The 12,589-nt window shown below is 68.3% G+C and carries 13 protein-coding genes; 7 read left to right on the top strand and 6 right to left on the bottom strand.

Features of this window, described 5'->3' with window-relative positions:
* Positions 1–89 precede the first annotated feature (89 nt).
* The 5 genes from ACWEKR_RS30975 to ACWEKR_RS30955 all read left to right on the top strand — a co-directional run bounded on the left by ACWEKR_RS30975 (position 90) and on the right by ACWEKR_RS30955 (position 3,787).
* Positions 90–521, top strand: coding sequence for a MerR family transcriptional regulator (locus ACWEKR_RS30975; RefSeq protein ID WP_452357475.1), 432 nt, complete (start codon positions 90–92; stop codon positions 519–521).
* Positions 518–1,528 carry an aldo/keto reductase gene (locus ACWEKR_RS30970; protein ID WP_452357474.1) on the top strand — a complete coding sequence of 337 codons (1,011 nt, stop codon included), beginning with the start codon at positions 518–520 and terminating at the stop codon, positions 1,526–1,528. Before ACWEKR_RS30975 ends, ACWEKR_RS30970 begins: the two co-directional genes overlap by 4 nt.
* 22 nt (positions 1,529–1,550) lie before the next feature.
* The gene (locus ACWEKR_RS30965; protein WP_452357473.1) at positions 1,551–1,844 is read left to right on the top strand and encodes a putative quinol monooxygenase; all 294 of its coding nucleotides are present in this window, start codon (positions 1,551–1,553) and stop codon (positions 1,842–1,844) included.
* A gap of 162 nt (positions 1,845–2,006) precedes the next feature.
* The gene (locus ACWEKR_RS30960) at positions 2,007–2,801 is read left to right on the top strand and encodes a GNAT family N-acetyltransferase (RefSeq protein WP_452357472.1); all 795 of its coding nucleotides are present in this window, start codon (positions 2,007–2,009) and stop codon (positions 2,799–2,801) included.
* The gene (locus ACWEKR_RS30955; protein ID WP_452357471.1) at positions 2,798–3,787 is read left to right on the top strand and encodes a pirin family protein; all 990 of its coding nucleotides are present in this window, start codon (positions 2,798–2,800) and stop codon (positions 3,785–3,787) included. The genes ACWEKR_RS30960 and ACWEKR_RS30955 overlap by 4 nt, the downstream gene beginning before the upstream one ends.
* A gap of 152 nt (positions 3,788–3,939) precedes the next feature.
* Here the strand turns inward: ACWEKR_RS30955 and ACWEKR_RS30950 are convergent, their stop codons facing one another.
* On the bottom strand, positions 3,940–4,416 hold the full coding sequence (locus ACWEKR_RS30950; RefSeq protein ID WP_452357470.1) for an SRPBCC family protein: 477 nt from the start codon (positions 4,414–4,416) through the stop codon (positions 3,940–3,942).
* A complete protein-coding gene (locus tag ACWEKR_RS30945) occupies positions 4,413–4,745 on the bottom strand; it encodes an ArsR/SmtB family transcription factor (protein WP_452357469.1) in 333 nt (110 codons plus the stop codon). The genes ACWEKR_RS30950 and ACWEKR_RS30945 overlap by 4 nt, the downstream gene beginning before the upstream one ends.
* A gap of 277 nt (positions 4,746–5,022) precedes the next feature.
* On the opposite strand from ACWEKR_RS30945, the gene ACWEKR_RS30940 reads away from it, so the two are divergent.
* Positions 5,023–5,646: a hypothetical protein gene (locus ACWEKR_RS30940; protein ID WP_195092075.1), complete on the top strand. Its 624-nt coding sequence runs from the start codon at positions 5,023–5,025 to the stop codon at positions 5,644–5,646.
* Here ACWEKR_RS30940 and ACWEKR_RS30935 read toward each other — a convergent pair.
* Positions 5,643–6,497, bottom strand: coding sequence for a helix-turn-helix transcriptional regulator (locus tag ACWEKR_RS30935; RefSeq protein WP_452357468.1), 855 nt, complete (start codon positions 6,495–6,497; stop codon positions 5,643–5,645). The genes ACWEKR_RS30940 and ACWEKR_RS30935 overlap by 4 nt on opposite strands.
* Before the next feature lie 100 nt (positions 6,498–6,597).
* On the opposite strand from ACWEKR_RS30935, the gene ACWEKR_RS30930 reads away from it, so the two are divergent.
* Complete coding sequence (locus ACWEKR_RS30930; protein ID WP_452357467.1) at positions 6,598–7,608, top strand: aldo/keto reductase; 1,011 nt, start codon at positions 6,598–6,600, stop codon at positions 7,606–7,608.
* A gap of 96 nt (positions 7,609–7,704) precedes the next feature.
* Here the strand turns inward: ACWEKR_RS30930 and ACWEKR_RS30925 are convergent, their stop codons facing one another.
* The 3 genes from ACWEKR_RS30925 to ACWEKR_RS30915 form a co-directional block, all read right to left on the bottom strand.
* Complete coding sequence (locus tag ACWEKR_RS30925; protein ID WP_452357466.1) at positions 7,705–8,175, bottom strand: PaaI family thioesterase; 471 nt, start codon at positions 8,173–8,175, stop codon at positions 7,705–7,707.
* Between the two features lie 143 nt (positions 8,176–8,318).
* Entirely contained in the window at positions 8,319–12,272 is a 3,954-nt protein-coding gene (locus ACWEKR_RS30920; RefSeq protein WP_452357465.1) for a DNA-directed RNA polymerase subunit beta', read from the bottom strand.
* 99 nt (positions 12,273–12,371) lie between these two features.
* A partial coding sequence (locus ACWEKR_RS30915) for a hypothetical protein (RefSeq protein ID WP_356968766.1) occupies positions 12,372–12,589 on the bottom strand: 218 nt, incomplete at its 5' end.

The raw sequence follows: 12,589 nt of genomic DNA, 5'->3' as shown, positions 1-12,589 counted from the left end.
CTTGCTTGGAGCACACTCCAGGTGACTAGCGTCATCGATGTTCAACGGGAAGGGCGAGTGCAGTGAGCGAAACCGCCTCTCACGGGAGCGTGAGTGACGACAGGGAGCAGCCCCGGTATTCGATCGGCGAGGTGTCCGAGCGGTCAGGGCTGAGCCGGGACACGCTGCGCTGGTACGAGCGGATCGGGCTGATGAACTACATCGGGCGCGACCACACCGGCAAGCGGCGATTCAGCGACCGGGATCTGGAATGGCTGGCGCTGATCGGGCGGCTACGCACGACCGGCATGTCGGTGGCGGACATGCTGCGCTACGCCGAACTGGTGCGGGCCGGCGACGCCACGCTCCCGCAACGGCTGGCGATGTTCCGGGACACCCGCGCGGAAGTGCTCGCCAAGATCGATGAACTTCGTCAGACCCTGGCCGTGCTCGATCGCAAGATCGCGCTGTACGAGAGCAAGAGCCGAGCGATCGGGCAGGCCGTGGGCACCACGCAGGACACCGAAGGGATCAAGGTATGACAACGGTCGGCACGCTGCCCACCACCGCGCTGGGCGGCGGCGACATCCAGGTGGGCACCCAGGGTCTGGGGTGCATGGGCATGAGCGAGTTCTACGGCCCCAGCGACCTCACCGAATCCCGGGCGACTCTGGACCGGGCGCTGGAGCTGGGTGTCACGCTGTTCGACACCGCCGACGTCTACGGCTCCGGCCGTAACGAGGAATTCCTCAGCGATTTCGTCCGCGCCGAGCGCGATCGGCTCGTGATCGCCACCAAATTCGGCATCGTCCGCAAAGCCGACGACCCCGCCTACCGGGGCTTCGACAACTCCCCCGCCTACATCCGCAGCTCGGTGGAAGGCAGCTTGCGCAGGCTCGGGATCGACACCATCGATCTGTACTACATGCACCGCAAGGATCCCGCCGTCCCGATCGAGGACACGGTCGGCGCGATGGCGGAACTGGTACGGGAGGGCAAGGTCCGCGCGCTCGGCCTGTCCGAGGTGACGGGCGCCGAACTGCGGGCGGCGCACGCGGTGCACCCGATCGCGGCCGTGCAGTCGGAATGGTCGCTGTTCTCCCGGGACGTCGAACGCACCGCGGTGCCCGCGGCGGCGGAACTGGGTGTCACGTTCGTGCCGTACTCGCCGCTGGGTCGCGGCTTCCTGACCGGATCGTTCACCGGCACCGCGGACGCGAACGATTTCCGCTCCTCGATGCCGCGCTTCACCGGCGAGAACGCCGCCCGCAACGCCGAGCTGCTCGCCCCGCTGCGCGCGATCGCCGAAACACGCGGCATCACCCTGGCACAGGTGGCGCTGGCCTGGGTACACGCCCAGGCAGGCGTGCACGACCTCGCGGTGGTCCCGATCCCCGGCACGCGCAGCCGGACCAGGCTCGCCGAGAACGTCGCCGCCGCGACGATCGCACTGACCCCCGACGAGCTGGCGACGTTGGAGCCGATCGCCGGCCAGGTGTCCGGAACCCGGTACGCGGACATGTCGTTCACGTCCGCGGGCCGGGAATGACCTTCGAGATCAGGAGCCGACCATGTCGACGTTGACGCTCAACGTGCGCTTCCTCGCCAAGCCGGGTCGCGAGGCGGAATTGAAGGATCTGTTGCAAGGCATGATCGAACCAACCCTCGCGGAAGACGGGTGTCTGCGTTACGAGCTCTACCTGCATCCCACCGACCCGAGCCGGATGGTGTTGCTGGAGGAATGGACCGACGAGGACGCCTTGGCGGCCCATTTCCGGACACCGCACTTGCAGGCGCTCGCCACCGCGTTGCAGGAAGTCCTGGTCGAACCGTTCCAGCTGCGGCGGTTCACCGAGATCTCGTGAGCCATCCGGTGATCCGGCGTCGCCAGCCACGCCGGATCACCGGGCCGGCGCTCCCGGCCGCGCCGATCATCGGCGACCGGCGCGCAAACTTTCGGACCGAAGTCCGCTTATTCGGCGGCCTGGTCTGCGCCGTTCACCGGCGGCGACTAACATCCCACGAATATGAAGCCCGAAGCGCCACGCGACCGCGTCTGGATCGACAAGCAGACGCCGGCCGCGTTCCGCGCGCTCAACAGCGTCGCGAACGAGGTAAGGGCCGCGGGAGCGGCGGTGGGGCTGGATCGCCGGATCATCGAACTGGTCAATCTGCGCGTCTCCCAGCTCAATGGCTGCGCGTACTGCCTGGACGTGCATTACCGGGCCGCCCTGGCGGCAGGCGCCACCGAGCAGGAGATCGCGGTGCTGCCCGGCTGGCGGCGCGGCGGCCCGTACACCCCGTTCGAGCAGGCCGTGCTCGCGATCGCGGAAATCACGGCGACGCTTCCCGGCGAAGACGTCGTCGAGCGTGAGTACGCTGCGGCGCGCCGGTATCTGACGGATGACCAGTTGTCCGTCGTCATCTGGGTGGCCACCACGATCGGCGCGTTCAACCGGGTCTCGATTCTCAGCAGACATCCGGTCCGCGCCCGGAAGGAGAAGGGAACCATGACCGAATCGGCTTCGCAGACCAAGGTCGTCCGCAACGACGAGCGGCATCGCTACGAGGTGTTCTACGGCGGGGAGCTGGCGGGCTTCGCCGACTACGAGGAACGCGACGACGAGACGGTGTTCACGCACACCGAGGTCGACGGCGCGTTCTCCGGCAAGGGCCTCGGATCCGTCTTGGCCAGGAGCGCGATCGAGGACGTCATCGAGCGCGGGCGCGTGATCCGTCCGGTGTGCCCGTTCATCAAGGCGTACCTGGACAAGCACCCGGACTACGACAAACACGTGATCGGCAAGGGCGTCGATCGGTGAGTGATCTGGACCCCCGCCCCGCCGAGACGCTGTGCGAGCCCGCGCCGGGCCCCGGCCCGGTCGCGGAGCGGTATCCGGCCCGTGAGGTGCCGCTCGGCGGGGTGCGCGGCGTCTACGTCGAACGCGTGCTGCCGCAGCGCGACCTGCCCACCGTGGGCGCGTGGTGCTTCCTCGACCACTTCGGCTCGCCGACCGTCACCAAGACCGGCGCGCCGCCGGACATCGATCCGCATCCGCACATCGGCCTGCAAACGGTGACCTGGCCGTTCGAGGGCCGCATCCGGCATCGCGATTCGGTCGGCTCGGACGTGGAGATCGAACCCGGCCAGCTGAACCTGATGACCTCCGGACGCGGCATCGCGCACTCCGAGTACGCCGTCGCGGGCGCGCCCGCGGGGCAGGGCCTGCAGCTGTGGATCGCCCTGCCGGGCGACCACACCGGCATCGCCCCGCATTTCGAGCAGCACCGCGAGCTGCCGGTCGTGGAGGCGCCCGGCCTCCGGGCGATCGTGCTGATCGGCACGCTGGCCGGGAAGACCTCGCCCGCGATCGCTTACACCCCCATCGTCGGCGCCGATGTGCGACTGACGGCCGGAGCCGACGTCACCCTTCCGCTCGACCCTCGTTTCGAGCACGCGGTGCTGGTGATCGAGGGCGAGGTGACCGTCGCGGGCGAGGAACTCACGCCGGGCCCCCTGCTGTACCTGGGTACCGAGCGCGACGAACTCCGGCTCGGCAGCACCCCGGGTGCGCACTTCGCGCTGATCGGCGGCGAGCCGTTCGGCGAGGAGCTGGTGATGTGGTGGAACTTCGTCGGCCGCAGCCACGAGGACATCACCGCCGCCCGGGCGGATTGGGAGAACCACGACGTCACCCGATTCGCCGACATCGCAGGCCATACTCCGCAACAGCGCATTCCGGCGCCGCCGCTGCCCGGACTGCATCTGAAGCCGCGCAAGCGCCGGATCGGCCCGGCCCGGGACTGAGTCGCGGTACCGCGCGCACCCGCCCGACTTCCGCTCGGCCTGTGTCCGTCGGCCGTTCGGATCTCCTGCGCCTCGCAGGTTTCCCGCCGCGACGGTCAGCCGCCGCACGCTTCGGCTCCGCTCCCACCACCGGAGCCGAAGCGTTGTCCGGCTCAGCCGCGTGCGAGCAACGCGTCCAGTGCGCGGTAGCTCTCGTTGAGCCCGGATTCCATGCCCGACTGCAACATTCCGTCCCGCTCCTGCGGCGTGTGGAACTGACTGTCGGTGACCACCTTGGTACGACCGTCGCCGAGATCCACGAAGCTGACGCTGTCGATCGCCACGTGGGCGGGCATGCCGTCCCACTCGAAGGAGTACACGATGCGCTCCTGCGGGGTGACCTCGCGGAAGCGGCCCTCGAAGCCGTGGGTCTCCCCTTCGGCGTGCTCGACGAATCGCCAGTGCCCGCCGGGACGAAACTCCCAGCGCTCGATGTCGAGCCGGTTGCCGCGCCCCCACCACTGGGCGAGCAGCTCGATCCTGCTGTAGGCGTCCCACACGCGCTCGCGCGACGCGTCGAAGACCCGCTCGATGTGGATCGTGCGGTCGGTGTCGGCCGTGATGACGGCCTCGTTCGTGGTTGTGCTCATCGCTCCTGCTCCGTTCGTTCGAGGAATTCGCCGAGACGGTCCAGCCGCGCTTCCACCATCCGCCGGTAGCCCTGCATCCAGGCCACCTCGCGGTCGAAGACGTTCTCGCCGAGGCGGCAGTACCGCACTCGGCCGCGCTTCTCCGTGACCACCATGCCCGCCGCCTCCAGCAGCTGGATGTGCTTCTTGACGCCGGTGAGCGTCATCTCGAAGCGTTCCGCCAGCTCGCTGACGGTCGCGGGCCCCTGGCCGAGGCGTTCCAGAATCCCACGCCGGGTGGGATCCGCGAGCGCCCCGAAGGAGGCATCCAAGAAGTCATACTGAACCATCTAGTTCAGTGTTTCGCATCGGGGCGCGGTCGTCAAGAGGGAATCGCCGGCGACTCGAGCGACGGTCGGCCGCGAATACACGAGTCGCCGCAGCCCCGGGGTAAGCGGCTTTTCGGCAGCCCGAGGCCCCACCGCGAGCACCCGGCGGCGAAGCAGGGCAGGAACTTTCGCGGGGGCATTCGGTGAAGAACTGTGACTCGGCACTTCTGATCGGGCCCCGCGAGCGGTATCTTGTCCGGACGAACCGGACACGGGGGCGGGACACGGAAAGAGCACGATGAGGATCTCCCAAATCACCGCGACGACTCTGGTGGCGTTGGCGGCCACCGCACTCACCACGAGCGCCGCGCACGCGCAGCCCGCGCCCGCCGACGCGCCGCTCGATCTGCACGGCACGTTCCACCAGGTCGCCTACGAGGTCGCGGCCACCGAGGACCGCCGCGCGGCGGTGGCGACCCTTCAGGACGGGACCTTCGAGCTGACCCACGACGACCGAGTGGTGACGGTCGCCGATCGCGACGGGCAGATCGTCGCCGCACTGCCGATGACGCTGCGCATCGGAGACCAGCGCGTGTCCCTGCGGCCCGTGCTCGAGGACGCGGGCCACCGGCTCACCGTGGCGCCGGTCGCGATGGCCGACGCGCCGCTGCGCGATATCGGCGCTCAGGAGCGGTTCTACGCCGAGGCGGAGAAGGCCATGCCGACCATCCTGGCCGGAGCCGGGATCGGCGCCGCCATCGGCTTCATCGTCGGCTTTCCGCTGGGACTGTTCGTGATCGACTTCATCACCGTGCCGGTCGCCGCGGTCGCGGGCGCCGCGATCGGCGCGATGGCCGGGTATGTCATCGGCGGCGGACAGCCCGCCGTCGACGCGGCGCTCGAGTACGTCACCGCGCCCTAGTCGAGCCGGTCGGCGGGCGTCAGCCGCTGCGTACCGATCACCCGCAACAAGTCCAGTTTCTCCGCCGCGTCCGTGCCCGGACGCGGTAGGTAGACCAGCAGGCGCTGGGCGGCGTTGGGTGTGAGCAGCGTTTCGCAGACGGTGTCGATCAGGCCGACCTGCGGATGCCGAATGCGCTTGGTGTCCGAGAGCCGCACGGCTACGTGGTGCTCGTTCCAGAGCCGGTCGAATTCGGGACTCGCGGAACGCAGCTCGGCGACCAACGCGGTCACGTCCGCGTCGCCCGCTCGGCGCGCGGCCGTCGCGCGGAGATCGGCGACGTGGTTGCGGCCGAGCCGGTCCCAGTCCTCCTCCGGGAACAGGGCGCGTGCCGAAGGGGCGGTGAACCAGCGGTAGGCGTAGTACCGATCCCACCCGCGACGGTCGCCGTGATCGCCGACGAGCAAGGTGTGCATCCGGTTCTGCACGAGAACCTCGCCGAGATCGGTGACGACGGTGGCCGCGGTGTCGTCCAGCTTGGCGAGCAGGTGCATCAGGCCGGGGCCCACGTGCTTGTCGGTCGTCTCACGTCCCGGCGGGGCGTGGTCGCACAGATGGTAGAGATGATCACGTTCGTCGTTGCCGAAACGCAGCGCACGCGCGAGCGCGGCGAGCACCTGGGTGGACGGACGCGGGCCGCGCGATTGCTCGAGCCGGGTGTAGTAGTCGGTCGAGATGCCCGCGAGCAGGGCCACCTCGTCGCGACGCAGCCCCGGCGTGCGCCGCCGGACACCGGGCGGCAACCCGACTTCGGCGGGCGTGAGCTGCTCGCGGCGACGGCGCAGGAAATCGGCGAGTTCGGGGCGGTCCATGCCATAACTGTCCCTCGGAACGGCGTGCTCAGCCAGGGATCCCCGCTCCTCCGATAAGCGATCTCTCCCGCGTCGCTCCCGACCGGCGCAGGCTGGTCCCATGACGACAACGAAGATCGACCGAGTGCGGCTCGGGGCCACCGGCCCGACCGTGAGCCGCATCGGCCTCGGCGCGATGAGCATGTCCGGCGCGTACGGCGCGACCGACGACGCCGAATCGACCGCGACCATCCACGCGGCGCTGGATTCCGGCGTCAACCTCATCGACACCGGTGATTTCTACGGTGCGGGACACAACGAGATGCTGATCGGCAAGGCCATCGCCGAGCGCCCCCGCGCGGACGTGGTGCTGAGCGTGAAGTTCGGCGCGCTGCGCGGGCCCGACGGCGCTTTCGTCGGCGTGGACAACCGGCCTGCGGCGCTGCGCAATTTCCTGACCTACAGCCTCCAGCGGCTCGGGGTCGACCACATCGACATCTACCGCCCTGCCCGGCTGGATCCGGACGTGCCGATCGAGGACACCATCGGCGCCATCGGTGAGCTGATCGAGGCCGGATACGTGCGTCACGTGGGCCTGTCCGAGGTGGGTCCGGAGACCATCCGGCGGGCGGCGGCTGTGCACCCCATCGTGGACTTGCAGATCGAGTACTCGCTGATCTCCCGGGGCATCGAGGAGCGAATCCTGCCGGTCTGCCGCGAACTCGGCATCGGTGTCACCGCTTACGGCGTGCTCTCCCGCGGCCTGCTCAGCGATGCGATCCAGCCCGGCGCCACCTTCGCCGCGAACGATTTCCGCGCACACAGCCCGCGTTTCCAGGGCGAGAACCTGGATCGGAATCTCGAACTGGTCCGCGCGCTGAACGCGATCGCGGCGCGCGAGGACGCCTCGGTGGCGCAACTGGCCATCGCCTGGGCGCTGACCCGTGGCGACGACATCGTGCCGCTCATCGGCACCCGCCGCCGCGAACGCTGGGCGGAAGCCGTACGCGCGCTGGATCTCTCGTTCACCGACGAGGAGCTGGCCGGCATCGAAGCGGCCGCGCCCGCCGACCGGGTTGCGGGCGAACGCTACGCCACGGCACAGATGGCGATGCTCGACAGCGAGCGCTGAGTCGCGTCCGGAGCACGGATTTCGAGCCGCCCGGCGATCGCGCGGACATTCCACACCGGATGCAGGGCGACAAGCCCCCGAGCCTTGTCGATCCGATCAAGACCGGCGCGGCCGGAGTACCGCCGTGAATAGCGCTGCGGCCACGGTCTTTCCGGTGCGGTCGGTGATGTCCACCGGCACGTCGAGTTCGAGCGGCACTCGCGCCTCGATGTCCGCGCGCATCTTCGCCAGTGTCTCGCCGGAGAACGCGGACGTGGCGCGGAACGGCCCCGCTGCGCCTTTCGCGCGGGCCCGATATTCGATGCGTCCGTCCTTGGCGACGATGAACGTATCGCCCATCAGGTCCACGATGCCCGACACCGACGCGCCCATCGCGGCGGTCTCGGCCATCCCGAAAAGCACGGCGGCGTGCAGGTCTCCGTTGTGGTTCAGGTGTTCCGCTCGCGGCACGATCGACACCACGTTCCGCCCCGCCGCGAACTCGTCCCACTCGACCCCCGCGTACTGGATGAATCCCAGCTTCCGGAACCCGGCTACCACCAGGTCCCCCAACGCCGTGTCGTCCACCGCCACCTCCGGAACAGAATTGAAACCTGTTCTACTTTCCTACTGGTTCCCCTCGCGGTTGTCCACCATCGGTCACCCGTCCTCCCGAAAACGAATCCGGTCCCCGCTCCGAACGGAGCGGGGGCCGGATGTCGTTGCGCGGATTACCGATAGTCGCTGAAGCCGTAGTCGTCCAGCGGGACTGCGGCGCCGGTGGTCTGACCGAAGCTGTCCGGGCTGTAGTAGGTGTCGTCGTAGGACGGCACCGCGTACGCGGCGGCACGGGCTTCCTCGGTCGGCTGCACCTGGATGTTGCGGTACCGGTTGATACCGGTACCGGCCGGGATCAGCTTACCGATGATCACGTTCTCCTTGAGACCGATGAGCTTGTCGGAGCGGCAGTTGATCGCCGCGTCCGTCAGGACTCGGGTGGTCTCCTGGAAGGACGCCGCCGACAGCCACGAGTCGGTGGCCAGCGACGCCTTGGTGATACCCATCAGCACCGGGCGACCCGCCGCGGGCTCGTTGCCCTCGGCGACGACGCGACGGTTGGCGGCCTCGAACTCGGCGCGCTCGGTGAGCGAGCCGGGCAGGAACTCCGTCGCGCCCGAGTCGATGATCGTCACGCGACGCAGCATCTGGCGCACGATGACCTCGATGTGCTTGTCGTGGATCGACACACCCTGCGACCGATAGACCTCCTGGACCTCGTGGACCAGGTGGACCTGAACCTGACGCGGGCCCATGATGCGCAGCACCTCGTGCGGATCCGCCGCGCCTTCCAGCAGCTGCTGGCCGACCTCGACGTGGTCACCGTCCGAGAGCAGGCGCTCGGTGCCGTCGTCGTGCTTGAACACGCGCAGACGCTGCCGCTTCGAGAGCTTGTCGTAGACAACCTCTTCGCCACCGTCATCCGGGATGATGGTGATCTTGTAGAAGCGATCGTCGTCCTCCAGCCGCACGCGACCGGAGACCTCGGCGATAGGCGCCTTGCCCTTCGGCACGCGCGCCTCGAACAGCTCCTGCACACGGGGCAGACCGCCGGTGATGTCGTCACCCGCGACACCACCCTGGTGGAAGGTACGCATGGTCAGCTGGGTACCGGGCTCACCGATGGACTGCGCGGCGACGATACCGACGGCCTCGCCGATGTCGACCAGCTTGCCGGTCGCCATCGAGCGGCCGTAGCAGGTCGCGCACACGCCGGTGCCGGTGGTGCAGGTCAGCACGGAGCGGACCTTCACCTCGGTGATGCCCGCCTCCAGCAGCGCCTCCAGCGCCGGGTCGCCGAGGTCGGCGCCCTTCGCCACGATGACGTTGCCCTGCGCGTCGAGCGCGTCGGCCGCGAGCGTCCGCGCGTAGGTGGAGGTCTCCACGTGCGCGTCGCGGATGATCGAGCCGTCGAGCTGCTTCTCCGCGATCGGCACCACGATGCCGCGCTCGGTGCCGCAGTCGTGCTCGCGCACGATGACGTCCTGCGAGACGTCCACCAGACGACGGGTCAGGTAACCCGAGTCGGCGGTGCGCAGCGCGGTGTCGGCCAGACCCTTACGAGCGCCGTGGGTGTTGATGAAGTACTCCAGAACCGTCAGGCCCTCACGGAAGGAGGACTTGATCGGCCGCGGGATGAACTCACCCTTCGGGTTCGTCACCAGGCCCTTCATACCGGCGAGGGTACGGGTCTGGGTGAAGTTACCCGTGGCGCCCGAGTCGACGATCGTGATGATCGGGTTGTCGGCCGGGTAGTGCGCGCGCAGCGCCTTACCGACCTCCTCGGTCGCCTCCTGCCAGATCTTGACCAGGGCGTTGTTGCGCTCCTGGTGATCGAGCGCACCACGCTGGTACTTCTTCTCGATCTGATCCGACTGCGCCTCGTAGCGCTCCATGATCTCGGCCTTCTCCGGCGGCACGAGCACGTCGGACATGGAGACCGTCACGCCGGAACGCGTGGCCCAGTAGAAGCCTGCGTCCTTGAGCTTGTCGACGGTCTGCGCGACCACGATCATCGGGTAGCGCTCGGCGAGATCGTTGATGATCGTCGCCTGGCGCTTCTTGGGCATCTGCTCGTTGATGAACGCGTAGTCCGTGGGCAGCAGCTCGTTGAACAGCACCCGGCCCAGCGTGGTCTCGGTGGTCCACGCGTCGCCGCGCCGCCAGCCCTCCGGGAACAGCTCCGCCTCGACGTCCTTCGGCGGGCGCTGGTCGGTCAGCCGGACCTTGATCAGCGAACGCACGGTGAGTTCACCGCGGTCCACCGCCATCTGCGCCTCGGCGGGCGAGGAGTACACGCCCTGCTCCGGGCCGTCGGCGGTGGCAGGCTGGTAGGAGCCCTTCGCGCCCTCTTCCAGACGGGTCAGGTAGTACAGGCCGGTCACCATGTCCAGACGGGGCATGGCCAGCGGCCGGCCGGAGGCGGGCGACAGGATGTTGTTCGACGACAGCATCAGCACGCGCGCCTCGGCCTGCGCCTCCGCCGACAGCGGCAGGTGCACGGCCATCTGGTCACCGTCGAAGTCGGCGTTGAACGCCTCACAGACCAGCGGGTGCAGCTGGATGGCCTTGCCTTCCACCAGCTGCGGCTCGAAGGCCTGGATACCGAGACGGTGCAGGGTGGGCGCGCGGTTGAGCAGCACCGGGTGTTCGGCGATGACCTCTTCGAGGACGTCCCACACCTGCGGCCGCTGCCGCTCCACCATCCGCTTGGCGGACTTGATGTTCTGCGCGTGGTTCAGGTCGACCAGGCGCTTCATCACGAACGGCTTGAACAGCTCCAGCGCCATCAGCTTGGGCAGACCGCACTGGTGCAGCTTCAGCTGCGGACCGACGACGATGACCGAACGGCCGGAGTAGTCGACGCGCTTACCGAGCAGGTTCTGGCGGAAGCGGCCCTGCTTGCCCTTGAGCAGGTCGGACAGCGACTTGAGCGGACGGTTGCCCGGTCCGGTGACCGGACGGCCGCGGCGGCCGTTGTCGAACAGGGCGTCGACGGACTCCTGCAGCATCCGCTTCTCGTTGTTGACGATGATCTCGGGGGCGCCGAGGTCGATCAGTCGCTTGAGGCGGTTGTTGCGGTTGATCACGCGACGGTACAGGTCGTTCAGGTCGGAGGTGGCGAAGCGGCCACCGTCGAGCTGAACCATCGGGCGCAGCTCCGGCGGGATCACCGGAACGGCGTCGAGCACCATGCCCATCGGCGAGTTGCCGTTGGCCTGGAAGGCCGCGACGACCTTGAGCCGCTTGAGCGCGCGCAGCTTCTTCTGGCCCTTGCCGGTACGAATCGTCTCGCGCAGCGACTCGGCCTCGGCCTCGATGTCGAAGCTCTCCATCAGCTTCTGGATCGATTCCGCGCCCATGGCGCCGGTGAAGTACTCGCCGTAGCGGTCGACCAGCTCGCGGTAGAGCACCTCGTCGACGATGAGCTGCTTGGGCGCCAGCTTGGTGAAGGTGTTCCAGATCTCCTCCAGCCGGTCCAGCTCACGCTGGGCGCGGTCGCGGAGTTGGCGCATCTCCCGCTCGCCGCCGTCCTTGACCTTGCGGCGGACGTCGGACTTGGCGCCTTCGGCCTCCAGCTCGGCCAGGTCGGCCTCGAGCTTCTGGGCGCGGGCCTCGAGGTCGGCGTCACGCTGGTCGGCGACCGCCTTCTTCTCGACCTCCATCTCGGCCTCGAGCGTGGACAGCTCGTTGTGCCGCAACTCCTCGTCGACCGCCACGATGACGTAGGCGGCGAAGTAGATGATCTTTTCCAGATCCTTCGGCGCCAGGTCGAGCAGGTAGCCCAGACGCGAGGGCACGCCCTTGAAGTACCAGATGTGGGTGACCGGAGCGGCCAGCTCGATGTGGCCCATGCGCTCGCGGCGCACCTTGGCGCGAGTCACCTCGACGCCACAGCGCTCACAGATGATGCCCTTGAAGCGGACGCGCTTGTACTTGCCGCAGTAGCACTCCCAGTCCCGGGTGGGACCGAAGATCTTCTCGCAGAACAGGCCGTCCTTCTCCGGCTTGAGCGTGCGGTAGTTGATGGTCTCCGGCTTCTTCACCTCGCCGTAGGACCACTGACGGATGTCCTCGGCGGTGGCCAGGCCGATCCGGAGTTCATCGAAGAAGTTGACGTCTAGCACGTAACTTCCTTTCCCCTGTGCGGGTCGAATTCGAGCAAAAGTTCACTAGTGAGTTATGTGCGGGGCCGGATGCCGTTTGCGCGGCATCCGGCCTGCCGCCTAGTTCGCCAGATCGTCGACGGTGGCCGCTTCGTTCCTCGACAGGTTGATGCCGAGGTTGGCCGCCGCACGCTCCAGGTCCTCGTCCTCGCCTTCGCGCAACTCGATCGCGGCGCCGTCGGACGACAGCACTTCGACGTTGAGGCACAGCGACTGGAGTTCCTTGAGCAGGACCTTGAACGATTCCGGGATGCCCGGTTCCGGGATGTTCTCGCCCT

This window comes from Nocardia sp. NPDC004573, assembly GCF_053602135.1.
The sequence above is the reverse complement of the archived record's forward strand: the minus strand, read 5'-3'. Positions and strand labels throughout refer to the sequence as shown.

What these genes read in the sequence shown, in the direction of transcription:
- ACWEKR_RS30970 (WP_452357474.1), top strand. Translation starts at nt 518, where the DNA reads ATGACAACGGTCGGCACGCTGCCCACCACCGCGCTGGGCGGCGGCGAC.
- ACWEKR_RS30940 (WP_195092075.1), top strand. Translation starts at nt 5,023, where the DNA reads ATGAGGATCTCCCAAATCACCGCGACGACTCTGGTGGCGTTGGCGGCC.
- ACWEKR_RS30945 (WP_452357469.1), bottom strand. Translation starts at nt 4,745, where the DNA reads ATGGTTCAGTATGACTTCTTGGATGCCTCCTTCGGGGCGCTCGCGGAT.
- ACWEKR_RS30935 (WP_452357468.1), bottom strand. Translation starts at nt 6,497, where the DNA reads ATGGACCGCCCCGAACTCGCCGATTTCCTGCGCCGTCGCCGCGAGCAG.
- ACWEKR_RS30930 (WP_452357467.1), top strand. Translation starts at nt 6,598, where the DNA reads ATGACGACAACGAAGATCGACCGAGTGCGGCTCGGGGCCACCGGCCCG.
- ACWEKR_RS30965 (WP_452357473.1), top strand. Translation starts at nt 1,551, where the DNA reads ATGTCGACGTTGACGCTCAACGTGCGCTTCCTCGCCAAGCCGGGTCGC.
- ACWEKR_RS30950 (WP_452357470.1), bottom strand. Translation starts at nt 4,416, where the DNA reads ATGAGCACAACCACGAACGAGGCCGTCATCACGGCCGACACCGACCGC.
- ACWEKR_RS30960 (WP_452357472.1), top strand. Translation starts at nt 2,007, where the DNA reads ATGAAGCCCGAAGCGCCACGCGACCGCGTCTGGATCGACAAGCAGACG.